At 63.4% G+C, this 19055-nt stretch carries 14 protein-coding genes and 1 CRISPR repeat array; of the genes, 6 read left to right on the forward strand and 8 right to left on the reverse strand.

The window, feature by feature from the left end:
- Positions 1-23: 23 nt before the first annotated feature.
- From BCL93_RS15885 to BCL93_RS17290, 8 genes are all read right to left on the reverse strand, one after another.
- Positions 24-386: a DUF6482 family protein gene (locus tag BCL93_RS15885; RefSeq protein WP_092528116.1), complete on the reverse strand. Its 363-nt coding sequence runs from the start codon at positions 384-386 to the stop codon at positions 24-26.
- A 221-nt stretch (positions 387-607) separates the two neighbouring features.
- The gene (locus tag BCL93_RS15890) at positions 608-1909 is read right to left on the reverse strand and encodes a lipocalin-like domain-containing protein (protein WP_112056226.1); all 1302 of its coding nucleotides are present in this window, start codon (positions 1907-1909) and stop codon (positions 608-610) included.
- Positions 1906-4473, reverse strand: coding sequence for an FtsX-like permease family protein (locus tag BCL93_RS15895; protein ID WP_258396642.1), 2568 nt, complete (start codon positions 4471-4473; stop codon positions 1906-1908). The genes BCL93_RS15890 and BCL93_RS15895 overlap by 4 nt, the downstream gene beginning before the upstream one ends.
- Positions 4473-5141: an ABC transporter ATP-binding protein gene (locus tag BCL93_RS15900; RefSeq protein ID WP_112056228.1), complete on the reverse strand. Its 669-nt coding sequence runs from the start codon at positions 5139-5141 to the stop codon at positions 4473-4475. The genes BCL93_RS15895 and BCL93_RS15900 overlap by 1 nt, the downstream gene beginning before the upstream one ends.
- 102 nt (positions 5142-5243) lie before the next feature.
- Positions 5244-6305 carry a metal ABC transporter solute-binding protein, Zn/Mn family gene (locus BCL93_RS15905; RefSeq protein WP_112056230.1) on the reverse strand — a complete coding sequence of 354 codons (1062 nt, stop codon included), beginning with the start codon at positions 6303-6305 and terminating at the stop codon, positions 5244-5246.
- Between the two features lie 108 nt (positions 6306-6413).
- Entirely contained in the window at positions 6414-7304 is an 891-nt protein-coding gene (locus tag BCL93_RS15910; protein ID WP_112056232.1) for a metal ABC transporter permease, read from the reverse strand.
- Positions 7285-8025: a metal ABC transporter ATP-binding protein gene (locus BCL93_RS15915; protein ID WP_112056234.1), complete on the reverse strand. Its 741-nt coding sequence runs from the start codon at positions 8023-8025 to the stop codon at positions 7285-7287. Before BCL93_RS15915 ends, BCL93_RS15910 begins: the two co-directional genes overlap by 20 nt.
- A complete protein-coding gene (locus BCL93_RS17290; RefSeq protein WP_181463118.1) occupies positions 8025-8171 on the reverse strand; it encodes a hypothetical protein in 147 nt (48 codons plus the stop codon). The genes BCL93_RS15915 and BCL93_RS17290 overlap by 1 nt, the downstream gene beginning before the upstream one ends.
- Before the next feature lie 241 nt (positions 8172-8412).
- Here BCL93_RS17290 and cas1f point away from each other — a divergent pair, with 241 nt between their 5' ends.
- The 6 genes from cas1f to cas6f all read left to right on the forward strand — a co-directional run bounded on the left by cas1f (position 8413) and on the right by cas6f (position 17153).
- Complete coding sequence (gene cas1f, locus BCL93_RS15920) at positions 8413-9393, forward strand: type I-F CRISPR-associated endonuclease Cas1f (RefSeq protein ID WP_112056236.1); 981 nt, start codon at positions 8413-8415, stop codon at positions 9391-9393.
- Complete coding sequence (gene cas3f, locus BCL93_RS15925; RefSeq protein ID WP_112056238.1) at positions 9390-12743, forward strand: type I-F CRISPR-associated helicase Cas3f; 3354 nt, start codon at positions 9390-9392, stop codon at positions 12741-12743. Before cas1f ends, cas3f begins: the two co-directional genes overlap by 4 nt.
- A gap of 437 nt (positions 12744-13180) precedes the next feature.
- Complete coding sequence (gene csy1 / locus BCL93_RS15930) at positions 13181-14548, forward strand: type I-F CRISPR-associated protein Csy1 (protein WP_112056239.1); 1368 nt, start codon at positions 13181-13183, stop codon at positions 14546-14548.
- Positions 14545-15531, forward strand: coding sequence for a type I-F CRISPR-associated protein Csy2 (gene csy2 / locus BCL93_RS15935; protein WP_112056241.1), 987 nt, complete (start codon positions 14545-14547; stop codon positions 15529-15531). Before csy1 ends, csy2 begins: the two co-directional genes overlap by 4 nt.
- A gap of 14 nt (positions 15532-15545) precedes the next feature.
- Complete coding sequence (gene csy3 / locus BCL93_RS15940; protein ID WP_112056243.1) at positions 15546-16580, forward strand: type I-F CRISPR-associated protein Csy3; 1035 nt, start codon at positions 15546-15548, stop codon at positions 16578-16580.
- A gap of 3 nt (positions 16581-16583) precedes the next feature.
- Positions 16584-17153: a type I-F CRISPR-associated endoribonuclease Cas6/Csy4 gene (cas6f, locus tag BCL93_RS15945; RefSeq protein WP_112056245.1), complete on the forward strand. Its 570-nt coding sequence runs from the start codon at positions 16584-16586 to the stop codon at positions 17151-17153.
- A gap of 129 nt (positions 17154-17282) precedes the next feature.
- A CRISPR array of direct repeats spans positions 17283-19050; the repeat unit is 28 nt; unit sequence GTTCGCTGCCGCCCAGGCAGCTCAGAAA.
- Positions 19051-19055: the final 5 nt, after the last annotated feature.

Here is a 19055-nt window from a genome sequence, read left to right on the forward strand (position 1 = left end):
TTGTGTAGCGAAGGTCACCGCGCCTAGCGAAAGGCGATGCGGGTACCGTAGGTCAGCATTTCCTCGGCGGTGATCGGTTGGCTGGGCACGCCGATCATCTCGTCACCGCACTGGTCGGCCCAGGTCAGCACCCCATGGGTCAGGCCCAGCGAGCCCATCAGGTCGCGGATTGCACCTGTGCCCTTGAAGGTGCAGACGCTGCCTGACTCGTCGACCAGACTCGATATCCCGTTAGCATGATGGAAGCGCACCGAATAGATGCCATCCATGGATTTGACCTCGACAATCGGTGACATGCCCTGTTGCAGGGCGTGGGAGAGGCTGGTGATAGTGAACTGCGTCTCGGGCACGGGATAGTCGTCGGTGTAGGTGTCGTCGGCCGTCATGACGGTAGGCTCCAATAGAAAGATCGTACAATTAATGTAGAGCTTATTGGCTAGGTGTCCAATGCGATGTGAGCCTGTGATGCCAACATTAACGCCTGCTGATGATTACCAGAGCGCCTATCGCGCGCAACGACCGTCAAATATGTACAAGTTTTGTCCTCGATTGATCCCCTGCTGGCTGGCCCAAGGCTGACGGCTCGGGGGCGCTCGAGTCTGAGCGCCTAGTAGCCGGTCATTTCTAGATAACCCTCCCCCCGCGGCCGGCCGTCGGGGCCCTCAACCGTCACCGCGCCCTCCCAGTAGGGCACTTGCGTGGTCATCCAGCGGTTAGGGTGGCGTGCGGAGATTGTCAGGTCGATCCCCTGGCCGGGCACTTCGAGTCGCCAGCGGGTGGGGAGACGCCGGCCGGCCACCGAGCGCTCGGCGATTGGCGTCAGCGAGAGCTCGGTGGGGCCGAGGGGGGTGAGGGTGCCATCGGCGCTGATCAGGCTGCCGGACAGATAGTCACCGGTATCGCCTTGCGTTTCTCCTCCACCTGCCGCGCCGCCGCGCAGGCGAAAGGCCATCAGCTTGGTGCCATCGGCGAGATGCAGCGACAGCCAGTCCCAGCCCTGTTGAGCCTCGCTTAGCAGTTGGCTGCTCCATTCCCGGTCGAGCCATGCCCGGCCGCTGACGCGATGGGTCTCACCGTTGAGGGTCACCTCACCCTCGGCCCGATAGAAGGGCTGGCTGTAATAGAAGGAACCCTGGCCGTCGGCTGCCTTCTGGCTGAAGCCGGCCTCGCCGTGAGCGACGAGCGGCCCCTCGGTGGTCAGCGTCAGCCGGTAGTGGGTGACCTCATCCAGGGTGGCGCTAACGCTCAGCTGGCTCAGGGCATCGGTCGAACTTGAGAGGGTGCTTGCGAGAGTGTTTGGTAGAGCTTTTGAGAGCGTTTCTGAGAGAGCCCCGGTTAGCTGCCAGTCGTCGATCCAGGCGGCGAAGGGCATCGCGCGCACCCCTGCCGGGCCGGCAAGGCCCTCCGGGCTGCCTCGTGACAGGCGCTCGGCGACCACATGCGCCTCGTCCCGGGAGACGGCGGCGTGGGCCATCCAGAGCTGATTCGAGGCCCAGGGGTTGGTCGTGCCTACTGTAGCCTTAGCGTCTTGCTGAGCGGCAGGCGGCGCCAGCGCCTGGCGAAACAGCGTCCACTGCACGCCCAGCGGCCGGCCCTGCTCATCGTGGAGGTTGGCGGTGAGGTACCACCATTCGGTACGAAAGCCGGGGTGGGCGCCGTGATCCTCGGGAAAGCGCAGCGCCTGGCCGGGCCTTGCCTGCGTGAAGCCATCGGCCGCGCGGCCAAGGCCCGCGAAGCCGCCGTTCGACGCCTGGGCCGCAGGGGGCGTCGAGTCGCCTGTCGGCCCCGTCAGCAGCGCGAGGCTAGGTACCAGCCCCAGCACGAGTGCCAGCGCCAGCCCCGCCAGCAGTATGCGCTTCCAGCGTGGAAGGTGGCTGAAAAGACGACGTATCGGCGAGCGACGGTTCATGAGGCGGAGAACTCCTCGAGCAACTGGCGGGGCGGTGCGCGCCATAGCCGCCAGGCGGGCAGCGCGGCGGCCAGCAGGGCCACCAGCACGGCGAGCCCTAGCGCCTGTACCCAGGCGGCGGGGAAGACGTGCAGCGGCAGCCGCCAGCCGAAGGCGGCGACATTGATCTCGGCGACCAGGGCCCAGTTCAACGCGACCCCCAGCGGCAGTGCCAGCAGCGCCGTGGCCAGTGCCAGGCCGCCGAGCTGGGCCAGTGTCACGCCGAGCAGGGTGGTGCGGGCCAGGCCCAGCGCCCATAGCGGTGCTAGCCGGGCGCGGCGCTCGCGGGCCTGGGCCAGCAGGCCGGTGAACAGCGCCAGCGCGGCAACCCCAAGCGTCAGGCCGGTTAGCGCGCGGGTCACGGCAAAGGTGCGCTCGAAGACCTGGCGGGCCTGACGATGCAGGCTACGCTGGTCGATCAGCGATGGTGCCGGCGCCTCGCCCGCCTCCGGCAGTGGGCGGGTCAGCCTCTGGCGCAGGGCGGCTTCATCGGCCGCCGACAGCCCTGGCGTGAGCACCAGCCCCATTGAGCCCGGCTTGGCCGCGAAGCGCTGACTCAGCCGCTCCACCGTCAGAGTCACTTCGCCGCGAGGATTGCCGTAGTCCGGGTAAATGCCCGCCACCTGCGTGGTGAAGGGCCCGCTGGGGCTTGCAAGCGTCAGCATATCGCCCGGGGCCAGGCCGGTGGCAATCGCCAGCTGCTCGTTGATCAGCGCCGCCCCTTCGCGCAGCGACTGCCAGGCCGCCGCTCGGTCAGCATTCAGGGTCGCCAGCAGCGGCCAGCTTGCGGTCAGCGCCGGGGCTGGGGTGATGCCCTGCAGGGCCACCGGGCGCTCGCCCTCTGCGCCGATCAGGCGGGTATCGGTCTCGCGGCGTTCGAGCAGGGTGGCGATCTCGGGCCGGGTTTCGAGCCAGTCGCGCCAGCTGTCATAGGCCGCCGGCGGTGGGCGCAGGTAAAGGTCGGCGACCAGGCGCTGGTCGAGCCAGTCGAGGAAGGTCAGGCGAAAGCCACCGACCATGCCGGCCACACCGAGATTGGTGGCAAGCGCCAGCAGCAGCGCCATCATCGCGAGCTGCAGCCGGGGCAGCTGCAGTTGCAGGTCGGCCAGCGCCCAGCGGATTAGGGCAGTGCGCGGCGAGTTGCCAGGTAGGCAGCGTTTTAGGCCTTCCAGGGCCGCACCCAGCAGCACCGGCAGGCCCAGCGCGCTGCCGGCCAGTGCCAGCGCGACCATGGCGAAGCCGGCGATCAAGCTGGGCGTGCCGGCGGGCGTCGGCCATAGCCACAGCCCGAGCGCGGCAAGCCAGGTCAGGGCGGCGAGCCCCGCCTGGCGCCGGTACCGGCGGCGACTGTTCGCGCGGGAAGGCTGGGCGTGACCGAGGGCGAGAATATCCAACCGCGCCGTGCGCCACAGCATGCCGAGGCCGGCGGTGGCCAAGCCGCCCAGGGTGATGGCCAGGCTACCGGCCCAGAAATGCCAGGGCAGCGACAGGCTGGCCCCGACCGACGCCGAGAAGAGCGCCTCTAGGCTTGCCGCGACGTCCGGCAACAGCACGCTTGCCAGCCACAGCCCGGCAAGAATGCCGGGCAGGGTGCCGGCCAGCCCCAGCAAGACGAGCTCGATAGCCAGCAGGCCGACCAGGGTCCGCCCCGGCACCCCCAGCGCACGCAGGGTACGCAGCAGCCCCAGGCGCTGCTCCAGGGCAAGGCCCAGGGCCGCATGCACGATCAACAGCCCCACCACCAGCGCCAGCAGGCCCATGGCGGTCAGGTTGAGATGAAAGCTCTCGGTGAGCTGGCCGGGCGACAGCCCCTGGGCGGCGGGTATTGGCCGATAGGCAGCGGGCAGCGCCGCCTGAGTGCCCGGCGCCAACAGCAGGGTATCGATGCGGGTGCCGCGCTCGAGCAGATCGGTGGCGCAGGCGATATCCATCATCAGCGTTCCCGGCGGTAACTGGGCGTCTATGACCAGCGGTGGCAGACGCTCGCCGCCTGCGCCGACAAGGCGCTCCCCCGGGGACGCATCGAGCGTGGCCAGGGTCTCAGGGGCGAGCCGAGTCTGGCCGGGCGGCTGCAGCAGGCCGATAGGGCTACCGCCGCTGCGATTTTCACTAACCCCCTCACTACTAGCTCCCCCGATGCCGCCTACCGGCAGGCTTAGCGGCTCGATGCCCAGCACGTTCAGGCGCTGACCGTCGTTAAGCTCGATGGTGCCTTCGACCAGCGGCGATACCGCCAGGCCGGCGCGGCGCAGGGTGGTGAAGTCGGCATAGCTAAGAGGCGCACCGTCACGGCGTTCGATGCGCTCGAGGCTGGGTGAGAGCAGCGCCTCGGCGCGGGCGTAGCTGTCGCGGGCCGAGGCGTTGATCGCCTGCACGCCGCTCCATAGGGCGCTGGCGACCCATAGCCCAACCAGCAGCATGGCCAGTTGCCCTGGATGACGGCGGTAGTGAGAGAGCAGCGTGACCAGCGCGGTGCGCGCCATGGCCAAATGAGGAACCAGACGAGGAGCGCCACGCTCGGTCATCACCTGGCCTCCTCGGCCAGCAGCCGGCCATGGGAGAGCGATAGGCGCCGCTCCAGGCGGCTTGCTACCCGCGCACTGTGGGTCACCATCAACAGTGCACAGCCGCTGTCGCGAACCAGTTCCAGCAGCAGCGTCAGCACCGTTTCGGCGCTGGCCTCATCCAGGTTGCCGGTGGGCTCGTCGGCCAGCAGTAGCGCCGGACGCCCGGCCAGGGCACGGCCGATGGCGAGGCGCTGTTGCTGGCCACCGGAGAGCTGCTCGGGGTGGCGGTCGGCCATCTCGGCAAGGCCTAGTCGTGTCAGCAGCTCCCGGCTCCAGTCCGGCGTCTCGCGCCCCGCCAGGCGCGCCTGCAGGGTCAGGTTGTCGGCGACCGACAGGCTCGGCACCAGATGGAACTGCTGGAAAACCAACCCCAGTCGCGTGCGGCGCAGGGCGGCTCGTGCCGGTTCGCTGGCCGTTGAGAGGCGCTGGCCGTCGAGGGTGATCTCGCCGTTATCGGCGGTATCGAGGCCGGCGGCCAGGTGCAGCAGGGTCGACTTGCCGCTGCCGGATTCGCCCATCAGCGCCAGGCTCGCCCCAGCGGCTAGCGTGAGGTCGACGCCGTCGAGCACCGCCAGTGGCCCCTGCGGGGTGGCGTAGGCCTTGCGGATATCGCGCATCTCGAGCATGACGCCTCCTGGCGAGCGGTGAGCCTTGCTGACAGCATCCCATAAAAAAGGCGCCCCCCGCAGGGAGCGCCAAAGGAAGTAGCTCTTGTCGCGCGTTAATGCTCAGTGTTCATGCTGGTGTTCATGGTCATGGTCATGATCGTGACCTTCTTCATGCTCATGCTCAGACGCACGGTCGGCCTGGTGGCCGGCTACGCCCAGGGCATCATGCAGCACGCGGGCGTTATGGCGCATCATGCCCAGATAGGTCGAGGCCTCGCCTTCGGCCGATAGCGAGCCGGAATACAGGGTGCCGGCGATCGGCAGGCCGGTTTCCTCGGCGAGCTGTTCGAGGGTCGCGGTGCTGGTCATGCTCTCGTTGAACAGCGCGCTGATGCCTTCGTCACGGATGACGTCGATCAGTCGGGCCAGGTCGGCCGCCGAGGGCTCGGCCGAAGTGGAAAGCCCGGTCGGCGACAGGAAGCTGATGCCATAGGCGTTGGCGAAGTAGTCGAAGGCCTCATGACCGGTGATCACGCTGCTGCTGGCGGGCACCTCAGCGAGCAGGGCGTGAAGCTCCTCGTCCAGTGCAGTGATGGCCTCGCTGTAGCGGCTGGCGTTGGTGCGGTAGGCGTCGGCATGCGCCGGGTCGGCGGCGATCAGACCATCGCGGATGTTGGCGACATAGGTGGTCGCATTGCGTAAATCCTGCCAGGCGTGGGGGTCCGGGCTGCCCTGTGCATGGTCATGGCCGCTGTGATCGTGCTCTTGGCCGTGGGCGTGAGTCTCATGATCGCCGTGGTCGTGTCCCTGGAAGGTCAATGGACTGATGCCGTCCGTGGCGGTCACCAGGGCGCCGTCATAATCGCTGGCGGTGATCAGCCGTTCCATCCAGCCCTCGTAGTTCAGGCCGTTGAAGACCACCAGGTCGGCCTTGGCGACCGCGCGAGCCTCGGTGGGGCTCGGCGAGAACATATGCGGGTCGCTGTCGGGGCCGACCAGCGCAGTGACCGCGACGTGCTCGCCGCCGACCTGCTCGACCATATCGGCGAGCACGCTGAAGCTCGCCACTACATTGATAGGTTCGTCGTCGATAGGCTCAGCGGCGTACAGCGGCGAGCTGGCAAGCGTTACGGCAAGGCTGGCGGCAACCAGGCTAAGCCCGAAGGGGAGAATGTGGCGCATGTCATGAGTCTCTTGGTTAGAGGGACGGTTGGATGGCATAGGCGGCTGCAGGGTCCGCCGGCCGTGCGCGGCACGATGGCATCTGCAGCAGTCGGTTTGAGCCAGGCACTACTGGGCTTCGCGAGGCTCCAGCGGCGCATCACGGCGGCGAAGCCTTGCCAGCAGGCTGTTGTAGCGCCCCAGCAGTGCCGAGAGCACATAGCAGGCCCCGGCGAGCAGGATGATGCTCGGCCCCGAGGGCAGTTCCAGGTGATAGGAGAGCAGCAGTCCGCCGCTGGTGGCGAACATGGCCAGCAGAATGCCCAAGCCGATCAGCCCCTCGAGGCGCTTTGACCAGAAACGGGCGGTGGTGGCCGGCAGCATCATCAGGCCCACCGCCATCAGGGTGCCCAGCGTCTGAAAGCCGGCCGTCAGGTTGAGTACCACCAGCCCCAAAAAGACGCCATGCACCAGGCCGCCGGCCATGCCCTGACCGCGCAGAAACAGCGGGTCCAGGCATTCGACCACCAGCGCACGGAACACCACTGCAAGCACCACCACGATCAGCGTGCTGATGGCAGCGATCAGTACCAGGGCGGTGGAATCCACGGCGAGGATCGAACCGAACAGCACATGGGTCAGGTCTACGCTGCTGCCGCCCAGCGACACCAGCATCACCCCGCCGGCCAGCGAAATCAGGAAGAAGCTGGCCATTGCCGAGTCCTCCCGGTGGCCGCTCATGTGCGAAACGCTGCCGGCGAGTCCGGCGACGAGAAGCCCCGAGAGAATGCCACCCAGGCTCATCGCCGGCAGCGAGAAGCCCGCCATCAGAAAACCCAGCGCCACCCCGGGCAGGATGGCGTGCGCCATGGCGTCGCCGATCAGGCTCATGCCGCGCAGCATCAAAAAGACCCCCAGCGCCGGGGCGGCCAGCGACAGTGCTAGCCCCGCGACCAGCGCCCGCTGCATGAAGCCGTAGTCGAAGGGCGCGAGGAAGAGGCTATTCAGCAGTTCGAGCATGGGGCGCGTCCGTAGGGTGAGTCGGCTTCAATGGCGGCAGCGATTGCAGGCCGCCCTGTCGGTGGTCGATGACGGCCTGAGGCGTGCTCCATTGGGCGTGGCCGTCGGCCAGCAGCAGCACCTCGTCGGCGAGCCGGGTCAGTTGGTCCAGGTCGTGGAGCACCACCAGGATGGTGGTGCCCTGACGCGCCATGTCGCGCAGCACCCCAGTCAGCACCTCGACGGTTTCGATATCGACATTGGCGAAGGGCTCGTCGAGCAGCAGCAGTTCGGCTTCCTGCATAAGCGTGCGGCCGAACAGGGCGCGCTGGCGCTGACCGCCGGAGAGCTCGCCAAGCGGGCGGTGCGACAGATGCGAGATACCCAGCCGCGCCATCACCTCCCGCGCCTTGCGATAGTGGGGGCCGCAGTAGCCCTTGAGCGCCCCGTGGCTTGGCCAGGTGCCGGTCATTACCAGCTCTTCCACGCTCATCGGAAAGGACAGGTCCAGCGCCAGCTGCTGGGGCAGCCAGGCACGGCGCTCCCTGGGCACGGCGCACTCAATGCGACCCTGGGAGGGTTTGAGCAGGCCCATGATGCCCTGGATCAGCGTGCTCTTGCCTGCGCCATTGGGGCCGATCAGCGCCGTGATGGCGCCATCCGGAAACTGTCCCTCGACGTGTTCGAGCACGGTACGGCCGCCCTGGGCGAGGCTTACATCGTGCAGTGCCAGGCGCGCCATCAGGACCACCACCCCGCGGCCCAGGACACCGCGAGCCACAGCACCGCCAGCGGCGCCGCGGCCAGCAGCAGGCGCCGCGCCCAGGACAGCGACATCAGTGAGAAATGACAGGGGCCTTCCGGCCGGTGGTGGTGGCGATGTGCCATGGTGCGATCTCTTAGGATTGGGCTTGAAACGGTGGCTTGAAACTGGGTCTTGAAACGAGAGCGAAGGTTATAACATAACAATTGCTATTGAGGCTAGAGGGCGAGAAAGAAGGAAGCCGCCAGTCATCACTACATTCGAGCAGAGCGGTCGACGTTGACCAAGGGGGAGTAGCACACCAGAGCGGCAGAATGCTTAGATGGTTTACCCCTTCCGATTGGCATAAGCAGGCAGGTACTAGTCATGGATGACTTCTCCCCTAGCGACATGAAGACGATCCTGCATTCCAAGCGGGCTAACCTCTATTACCTTCAGCATTGTCGTGTGCTGGTTAATGGCGGTCGCGTCGAGTACGTCACCGATGAAGGGAAGCGCTCGCGTTACTGGAATATTCCGATCGCCAATACCACGTCACTGTTACTGGGAACAGGGACGTCTATCACTCAGGCGGCCATGCGTGAGCTGGCCAAGGCCGGCGTGTTGGTGGGGTTTTGCGGCGGCGGCGGGACACCGCTGTTTGCGGCCAACGAAGTCGATGTGGATGTCGCCTGGCTGACGCCGCAGAGTGAGTACCGACCCACCGAATACCTGCAGCACTGGGTGCGATTCTGGTTTGATGACGATAAGCGATTGGAAGCGGCGCGATGTTTCCAACGAGCCAGACTCGCTCAGGTCGAACGCCTTTGGCTTGAACCGCGCTTCCAGCGCGATAGCGGCTTCACCCCGAGCAAGGCCGAGCTGGGCATGCTGATGACCCGCAGTCGAGAAGCGATCGATCTTGCTGCCGACACCACCGCCTTGTTGACCGAAGAAGCCCGACTCACCAAGCAGCTATTCCGGCTGGCCAGCCATGCTGCCGACTACGGCGAGTTTACCCGCGTCAAACGTGGGCAAGGGGCGGACCCGGCCAACCGTTTTCTCGACCACGGTAATTACCTGGCCTACGGGCTGGCCGCCACCGCGACCTGGGTGCTGGGTATTCCTCATGGACTGGCAGTACTGCACGGCAAAACGCGACGCGGTGGGCTCGTCTTCGATGTTGCCGACCTGATCAAGGATGCCGTGATCTTGCCGCAGGCGTTCATTTCCGCAAGCCGCGGGGACGAGGAGCAGGAGTTTCGCCAGGCCTGTATCGACCGGCTCACGCAGGTCGAAGCGCTCGATTTCATGATCGACACGCTGAAATCGACGGCCGAGCGCCTTGGGAATGAGGCGCTGGTATGAATGTGCTTCTGGTCTCGCAGTGTCGCAAGAACGCGTTGAAGCAGACACGCCGCGTTCTCGACCAGTTTGCCGAGCGGCGCGGAGAGCGCACCTGGCAAACCCCGATTACTAAGGCTGGGCTCGACACGCTCCGCAAACTGCTGCGCCAATCCGCCCGCAAGAATACCGCCGTCGCCTGCCACTGGATCCGTGGTCACGATCACAGCGAGCTTTTGTGGATCGTGGGCGATGCCTCTCAGTTCAACGCTCGCGGCGGTGCGCCGACCAATACCTCGCGGCGTAATATCCTGCGTACGGAAGACGAGAACGACTGGCACAGCGGCCAGCTGATTCATCTGCTGGCCTCCATGGCCGCGCTATTGCACGACCTCGGCAAAGCCAGCCAAGCGTTTCAGGATCGACTCAATGGCCGTTTAGAAGAGCGTAACCGTTACCGCCATGAGTGGGTGTCACTACGGCTGCTACAGGCGTTCGTCGGCGAAGATGACGACCCCAGCTGGCTTGCACGCCTAGAAAAGCCAACCGCGGAAGATGATGCTTGCTGGCTGAACCGTCTGATTCGCGATGGCGTAGATGAATATGCCAGCGACAGTGCACCGTTTAGCCAATTGCCACCGCTGGCGGCGGCAATTGGTTGGCTGGTCGTCAGTCACCACCGGCTGCCGGCTCTGCCCGCCACCGATGAAATTGGCGCCCAGAAATGGGTGGGCGCCAGAGCCCATCTGAACGCGGGAAATCTGCCCACGCTTCCCCAGGCGATTACTGCCGCCTGGAACGAGCGGGTGGAACCAGCGGCCTTTGAACGCGTGGCCCCTTACTGGACATTTCCGCATGGCCTGCCGGTCACCGAAGCGGCCTGGCGTGAACGCAGCCGGCGCCTGGCACGCCAGCTTCAGCAGATACGCAGCGACGCGTCACCGCTCGAGTCGCCCTACGTCATGCATCTGGCCCGACTTTCGCTGATGCTGGGCGATCATTACTACTCCAGCCTCAAGGACCAGGGGCGCCTGAATGGCCAGTGGTCGCTCGATTTCTACGCCAATACGTCCAACCATCAAGGTAGGCGGCGCCTCAGCCAACCATTGACCGAGCACTTGCTTGGCGTGACCCGAAGCGTCGGTGAAATTACACACCACCTGCCGGGAATGGAGACAGCGCTACCCAGGATTGCTCGACACAAGGGCTTCAAGGCGCGCAGCCGTGATGCGCGCTTTCGCTGGCAGGACAAAGCGTTCGACCTGGCAACCGGGCTTCGTGATAAAAGCCAGCGTCAGGGGTTCTTCGGGGTCAACATGGCCTCGACCGGCTGTGGAAAGACCATCGCCAACGGCCGGATCTTCTATGCGTTGAGCGACCCAGAGTCGGGGGCGCGCTTCACCATCGCGCTGGGGCTTCGCACCTTGACGCTGCAAACCGGCCAGGCCTATCGCGAGCGCTTGGGGCTTGGGAGCGACGATCTCGCCATTCGCGTCGGCGGCTCAGCCAGCAGGGCGCTGTTCAATCAACAACAGCTCGAGCATCAGCAGCGCGATTTTGGCGGCTCGGAATCTCGCGCCAACCTGCTGGATGAACAAGCTCACGTGCATTTCGAGGGCAATCTCGGTGATCACCCCTTGCTATCCAAGGCCGTTGCCGACCCTCACACCCAGGGGCTGATCAATGCGCCGATCCTGGTGTGCACCGTCGATCACCTTATGCCCGCTACCGAAAGCCTGCGAGGTGGTCATCAGATCGCACCGATGCTGCGCTTGATGAGCGGTGACCTGGTGCTTGATGAGCCCGATGATTTCGACACCGCTGATCTTCCAGCGCTGACGCGACTCGTCTATTGGGCAGGAATGCTCGGTTCAAGAGTGCTGCTTTCATCTGCCACCTTGCCACCGTCACTGGTGCGCGGTCTGTTTGAAGCGTATCTCAGCGGGCGGGCCGAGTATCAGCGCCATCGTGGCACCCCGGGGGCGCCGGTCCATCCAGTGTGTGCCTGGTTCGATGAGTATGGCTGTACGCACAGCGACGGTGATGATGGCAACGCGTTTGACGCCGCGCATCATGCGTTTGCCCGCCGTCGAGCCGACAAGCTGAGCATGCAGCCAGCGACGAGGCGCGGGCGAATCGTGCCTCTTCTCGCCCCGTCGGCTCACCCGGATGCCGTTCATCAAGTGGTGGCTGACACCCTACTCAGTGAAGCGCTGACACTTCATGCACAGCATCACAGTGTTGATCCGCATAGCCACAAAAGGGTCAGCTTCGGCCTCGTGAGAATGGCCAACATCGAGCCCTTGGTCGCCGTGGCCCAGGCCCTATATCGCGCCGACATTCCCGACGGCTACCAGGTTCATCTGTGCGTTTATCACTCGCAGTATCCGCTGGTGCTGCGCTCGCGACTGGAAGCCCGGCTCGACATAGCACTGGACCGGCGCGATGAAAACGCCGTCTTCGATCTGCCCGATATTCGCTCCCGACTGGACAGCAGCGAGGAAGTGAATCAGCTATTCCTGGTGCTAGGTTCACCCGTCACGGAAGTTGGTCGCGATCACGATTATGACTGGGCCATCGTCGAACCCTCCTCGATGCGCTCGATCATTCAGTTGGCCGGCCGAGTACGTCGACATCGCCCAGCGCTGGTGGAGGCGCCGAACATTGCGCTGCTCGATACCAACATCAAGACCCTCAAGCGGCAGCAAGCGGCCTTCAGTCGACCAGGCTTTGAAACCGAGAAACTCTGGCCGCTGGCCCAACACCGGCTGGAAACGCTGCTGCGAACGGAGGAGTTTGATTCCATCGATTCTCGCCCCCGCCTGCTGCCGGCCGAAGCGTTGGAACCTACCAAGAAACTCGTTGATCTCGAACATGCTCGCCTCGCGTCGCTGATGGTCGAGGGCGCTGCATCTGCTCCCGGCCAACGGCGGCGCAAGCGACGTGGCGAGCCACAGCAGACCGAACTGGGGGCCTATCTGTTTTATCGCACGCCGGCGATGACGCTCGGCGCCGTGCCGATACAGCAGCAGCCCTTTCGCGAAGATAACGAAGCAGACAGCGAATTCGTGCTATTGCCAGACGAAAACGAAGAGGATTTCGGCTTTTGGCGCAGCGACCGGCAAGGCAAGGACGAGCGGCTGGTGCCCGTCGAATCCGAGCTAGATCGACTGCCGGACGAGGCCATCGAACATCCGCGTGTCACGCCCTGGAACGAACCGGACTATCTGGCCGCGTTAGCCGACCAGGCCGACGCGATGGGCCTGGGTCTCGAACGTTGCGCGAACCGCTTCGGCCGTATTCGCCTTAAACCGAATCGCGCCCCGCAGGGCTGGCATTTTCATCCCGCGCTGGGGTTCGTGCGGAAAAGGTAATGCCGGCCCTGGCGGGCCGGCGGGCTGCCTGTGCGGCAGCGAAAGGTTTAGTACACCCACGAGGTGTTATTTCTAAGCGACCTGTACGGCGGCAATAATGATTTTATCACCTCGCATCAATTGTATGCTTACCTTATCTTCTAAATTTAATCATCAACGAGTTGTTAGGTTGTTTTTTTGGGTGAGGTGGAATACTCTGTTTCCAAGCTTGGTTTTGCCGAGTGACGTGCTCGCCCAAAGAGTGGCCGCTCAATGGGCGAGCAAAGCATCGATAACAGCAGTGTTGCTTTCGGAAGAGCAAGGAGGTTTGAGGATGGTTAGCTACTGTCCCGTTAGAAGAGACTGACCGTATGTCCAACCATGCCCCAAGCGTTACCGCGCTTGGGGCTCATTATGTCATGCCTTTGGTATCTCCCCCAAGCTAAGGCAGGAAGCCTATGTCAGAACCTTTACCGCCGACGTCCATCCGCGAGCTGATCGAGCAATTTATCCATGACCGTTTTGCCACCAAAACGGAGAAGCTCGCGCCGGACGATCCCGCCTATCTCAAGCTGCAGCAACAGTTCGAACTGCAGACCTGGCTGGCCGATGCCGCGCGGCGTGTCGGTCAGCTGCAGGTTGTCACACACTCGCTAAAGGCGATCCATCCTGAGGCGAAGGGCACCAACCTTTATGTCGAGCCCGGTCAACTTCACGGGAAAGAGGGGGTCGGAAGCCACTGCTTGCCCACTGATTTCGAGGGTGACGTCGTTGGCAATGCCGCCGCGCTGGATGTCTATAAATTCCTGAAACTGCGATGGCAAGGGCGTTCGCTGCTGGAGCTAGCACTCGAGAACGATGAATCGCTGATCGACGCGCTAAGTGAGGATCGGGCCGAGGCGCAAGCCTGGGTGCATGCTTTCGCCGGTATCGTCGAACCGAAGGGCACTCCCAGTTCGCATGCGCGCGGCAAGCAGATTTATTGGCTGGTCGGTGACGAGCCTACCGACAACGCCAGTTATCACTTGCTGGCACCCCTTTATGCCACCGCCCTTACGCACCGCTTCTATGCCCAGGTCAGCCCCAACACCTGGTTCTTTGGCGATCACAACAAGGCGGCGCGCAAGGCGCTTCGTGAACGAACCGCCTTCGAGGGTGGCTACACGAGCTATCCCAACCTTGCTGTACAGAAACTTGGCGGTACCAAGCCGCAGAATATCTCCCAGTTGAATAGCGAACGTGGCGGCCAGAATTACCTGCTGGCCTCGTTGCCGCCTACCTGGACCTCACGCGAGGTCTACGCTCCGATGCGTGACGTATTCCGGGCATTCAATGGTCGTCCAGAGGTCCGTAGGATTGTGGGGGAGTTGAAACGCTTTCTGGAAGCGGAACCCGCCAAGAACATGCATACGCGCGACCTGCGTGATGATTTGACCACGATGCTGGTCGATGAACTGATGCTGTTCACTCTCGATATCCATTCACTGGCGGCTGGTTGGACAGCCGATGAGAAGTGCCAGCTCGCGCCGGAAGAGCAGTACTGGCTGGACCCTGAGCGGGGGCTGGAAGATGCCGACTTCGATGATGCCCGCCGCCGCGCCGACTGGCAGGAAGCCGTGAGCTCACGAGCGGCCCTTTGGCTTAATCGTGAACTGAACCATAAAAGCCAACTGAGCTTTGGTGACCCAGAACACCAGCATTGGAAGAGTCAGTTCGAGGGCATTGTGACCGAGTTCCGCCGCCAGGTGGACGACCTGCAGGATGCGCTGCGCGATGACGTCGACGACCCCGATGATCCCGACGCCCCAGAAGGAGACGCCGCATGATCAATCACCTTCTGGTACTTCCCCGGCTGCGTATTCAGAACGCCAATGCCATCTCAAGCCCCATGACCTGGGGGTTTCCCGCCATGAGTGCCTTCATGGGCACCATGCAGGCGTTGGAGCGCAACCTGCCCGACGATATCAAGCTGGTCTTCAACGAGGTCGGCGTGGTGTGTCATCACATCGAGCCCCTGGTCACGCAAGGGGGTGTCGCGCGCGCCTTTCATCTCACCCGCAACCCGGTGGATAAATCCGGTGGCACAGCAGCCATCGTCGAGGAGGGCCGCGCGCACCTGGAAATCTCGCTGCTGGTGGGAGTCGAGTCCGAAGGCGATGACCTGAGCAGTGCTGAACGCCGCCAGGTAATCGCCCAAACCTTGTTTGATCAGGTGTTGGGCATGCGCATCGCGGGCGGCAGTGTGATGCCGTCACGCCCCGGCGAGCGGCGCCACCGCCCAGCGCTGATCAGCTTCGATGCCAGCGAGGACGAAAACGCCAAGCAGTGGCGCCGAATCAAACGCCGGCTGTTGCCGGGCTTTGCGCTGGTGTCGCGCGATGATCGGCTGGTCGAGCACACCGCGATGCTTCAAGCGCAGAACGATCAAGCGACTGCGCTGGATGCCTGGCTCGATCTCTGCCGGTTAAACCACGAATGCCGGGTTGTAGAAGAGACAAACGCAAAAGACGGCGAGACAAGGCAAGCGGTGCACTGGGACATTCGTCGCCCCTATCCCGGCTGGCTAGTGCCGATCCCCGTCGGTTATAGCGCCATTTCCGAGCTTTTTAAGGCCGGTGAAGTGGCCAACGCTCGCGATGCCGACACGCCGTTTCAGTTTGTCGAAAGCCTCTACTCGATTGGCGAATGGGTCAGCCCCCATCGCATCCAAGACCCCGAAGCGCTGCTCTGGTACGTCGACAACGACCTAGAGGCAGGAAGCTATCGGCTGAATAACGACTACAGCCTCGCCACAGCACACGTCGAATGACAAGGAGCTTCATCATGGCCAAGAACGATACTCTCAAGACCGCTTCCGTCCTCGCTTTCGAGCGCAAGCTCGACCCCTCCGATGCACTGTTCAGCGCCGGCAACTGGGATGAGCGCGACCAATATGCCCAGTGGAGCAGCATCCCCGTTCGCGAAAAATCGGTCCGTGGCACCATCTCCAACCGGTTGAAGGCCAAGGACCAGGACCCAGCCAAACTCGATGCCGCCATCGAGAACCCCAACCTCCAGACGGTCGACGTTGCCGCGCTGCCTCATAGTGCCGATACCCTGGCCGTTCGCTTTACCCTGCGGGTACTGGCGGGCGCCGGAACGCCCTCGGCCTGCAATAACGCCGAGTATCAGCGCAAGTTGAAGCAAACGGTAGCGGGCTACGTCAGCGAACACGGCTTTGGCGAGCTCGCTCACCGCTATGCCTGCAATCTCGCCAACGGTCGTTTCCTGTGGCGCAATCGTGTCGGTGCCGAAGAAATCGAGGTCGTGGTCAGCCAGAAGAAGGGCGGCCAGGCAGAGAAGTCGTGGACCTTTAATGCACTCGATTATTCGCTGCGCGATTTCGAGGGCAGCCAAGCCACGCGCGAACTGGGTGGGCTGATCAATGATGCGCTTGCCGGCGAGCGCTACCTGTTGCTTGATGTGGTGGCCTTTGCCCGAGTGGGTGCCGGTCAGGAAGTCTTCCCCTCGCAGGAGCTGATTCTGGATCGTTCGCGCGGCGACAAGAGCAAGACGCTTTACAAGATCGGTGATGACGATAACGCCGCCATCCACTCTCAGAAGCTGGGGAATGCCATTCGCACCATTGATACCTGGTACCCGGCACCCAGCGATGACAGCGATCTTGGCCCGATTGCTGTCGAGCCCTACGGCTCCGTGACCACCCAGGGCAGCGCCTACCGCCAGCCCAAGCAAAAGGTGGATTTCTATTCACTGCTGGATAACTGGTTGCTCAAGGATCAGGCGCCTGCCGCCGAACAGCAGCACTTCGTCATGGCCACGCTGATTCGTGGCGGTGTCTTCGGCGATGCGGGGTAAGCCATGGATCACTATCTCGACATTCGCCTGCGACCCGACCCGGATTTTCCGGAAGCGATGTTGATGGGTGCGCTTTACAGCAAGCTGCACCGGGCCCTTTATGACCTGGATGCGAATGACATCGGCATTAGCCTGCCGGACCACAAAAACGGCGTGCGTGCTCGCACGCCGGGCAACCGACTGCGGCTGCATAGCGGCAAGGAACGGCTGGAACAACTGATGGCTGTGCCCTGGCTGACGGGTATGCGGGACCATGTGCAACTCGAAGTCGTCCAGTCGGTGCCAGAAAAGGTGAGTTACCGGGTGGTTCGGCGCAAGCAGTTCAATACCGGAAGCCCCAGCCGGGCAAAGCGGTATGCCAAGCGTCACGACATCGGCATCGACGAAGCCCAGCGTTTGATGGAAAAGCCTGCTGAACGTCAAATCGCCTTGCCATTCGTGCAAGTCAGTAGCCGTTCAAGCGGGCAGCGGTTCGCCTTGTTTATTGAGCATGGCAAAGCGCAGCCACAACCCAGCTCCGGGCGCTTTAACCATTATGGCTTGAGCACGGAAGCAACCGTGCCCTGGTTCTGACCCTTTTTCCGAGCATTTTTATAGAGCTAGGAAAAACAATAAGTTAGCGACGCTTCCGAAAAAAGGGAGGCGTCGCGCTTTACGGCTATTGCTCTTTAATAATCAGAGGTTTAGCTTGAAAAAGCTCTAGTTCGCTGCCGCCCAGGCAGCTCAGAAAATCGCGGGTGGGTGGCGGTGTAGGGGCGTTGCGTTCGCTGCCGCCCAGGCAGCTCAGAAATTCTTGCGATAGTGGGCAGCCACCGGCGGCGGGTTCGCTGCCGCCCAGGCAGCTCAGAAATGACACTGCTCGTCGCTGTGCGTCTGGCCGATGTTCGCTGCCGCCCAGGCAGCTCAGAAAAGCCGGGCCGGATCCCCCAGGCGCTCGGGATGGTTCGCTGCCGCCCAGGCAGCTCAGAAAACCCGCTCGCAAGGCGGCGTTGGCCTCGTTCGGTTCGCTGCCGCCCAGGCAGCTCAGAAAACCTGGTGCCTTGCCCGCCATCGCGACGGGCCGTTCGCTGCCGCCCAGGCAGCTCAGAAACAGGTCAACCAGTACGCCAAGGGCCTGATTGCGTTCGCTGCCGCCCAGGCAGCTCAGAAATAATCCGCGCAATATGAACCGCAATATCTGTTGTTCGCTGCCGCCCAGGCAGCTCAGAAACACGGAAGGAAATCGTTCGAGCAGTACAGGAAGTTCGCTGCCGCCCAGGCAGCTCAGAAATGGGCAACGGCCGCAACTCGCCGCACGTCAGCGTTCGCTGCCGCCCAGGCAGCTCAGAAAATTGCCCATCGCAGACACGTAGCGATAGACGTGTTCGCTGCCGCCCAGGCAGCTCAGAAAAGAGGACGGCGGTATCGACGCCACCATGCTTGGTTCGCTGCCGCCCAGGCAGCTCAGAAATTGTCGCGCAGGGTGTCGATCTGCTCGCGAAAGTTCGCTGCCGCCCAGGCAGCTCAGAAAATCATGATTGGCGGTATGCCAAGAGCCAGCGAGTTCGCTGCCGCCCAGGCAGCTCAGAAAATCATGGAAGCTGCAATCACCGCTGCTCAAACGTTCGCTGCCGCCCAGGCAGCTCAGAAAGACACGCAGCGGAAAGTCGTAGGGAATATCCTGTTCGCTGCCGCCCAGGCAGCTCAGAAATAATGCCCTCTATCGACTACCGCCACGCCCTCGTTCGCTGCCGCCCAGGCAGCTCAGAAAGCGACAGTGGCTCGCCTTTGATGTGGCGAACCGTTCGCTGCCGCCCAGGCAGCTCAGAAAATCACCGGGAGACCACTTGGCGGCATTTCCCTGTTCGCTGCCGCCCAGGCAGCTCAGAAATGATCATCATGCCGGCCAACGCCATGATGATGGTTCGCTGCCGCCCAGGCAGCTCAGAAAACGCCAAGGCCGAAAGCCTCAAGCGGCAGGTGGTTCGCTGCCGCCCAGGCAGCTCAGAAACGGTCCCGCGCTCGCGGGCCGAATACGACAGCGTTCGCTGCCGCCCAGGCAGCTCAGAAAGTCGAGGGTGTCGAAGAAGTCATCCTCGACGAGTTCGCTGCCGCCCAGGCAGCTCAGAAAATGAGCGCGAGCTATGACGACGTGCTGGCGCGGTTCGCTGCCGCCCAGGCAGCTCAGAAATGTGTGCGCCGCTGCTGCTTAGTGATCGGGGTGTTCGCTGCCGCCCAGGCAGCTCAGAAAACCTCCGGCTTCGACATCGCCGGGCCCTGCTAGTTCGCTGCCGCCCAGGCAGCTCAGAAAATCAAGGTGGCGTCGCAGAAGGCGCGAGCGGCGTTCGCTGCCGCCCAGGCAGCTCAGAAATGTGCTTCAGCCCATGCAGCAAGCTCTTCGATGTTCGCTGCCGCCCAGGCAGCTCAGAAATCCATGTCGAGGATCCGCTCGACAAACGCCCGGTTCGCTGCCGCCCAGGCAGCTCAGAAAAGGCT

The organism is Onishia taeanensis (assembly GCF_003268885.1).
In the GTDB taxonomy this organism is placed as follows: Bacteria; Pseudomonadota; Gammaproteobacteria; order Pseudomonadales; family Halomonadaceae; genus Onishia; species Onishia taeanensis_A.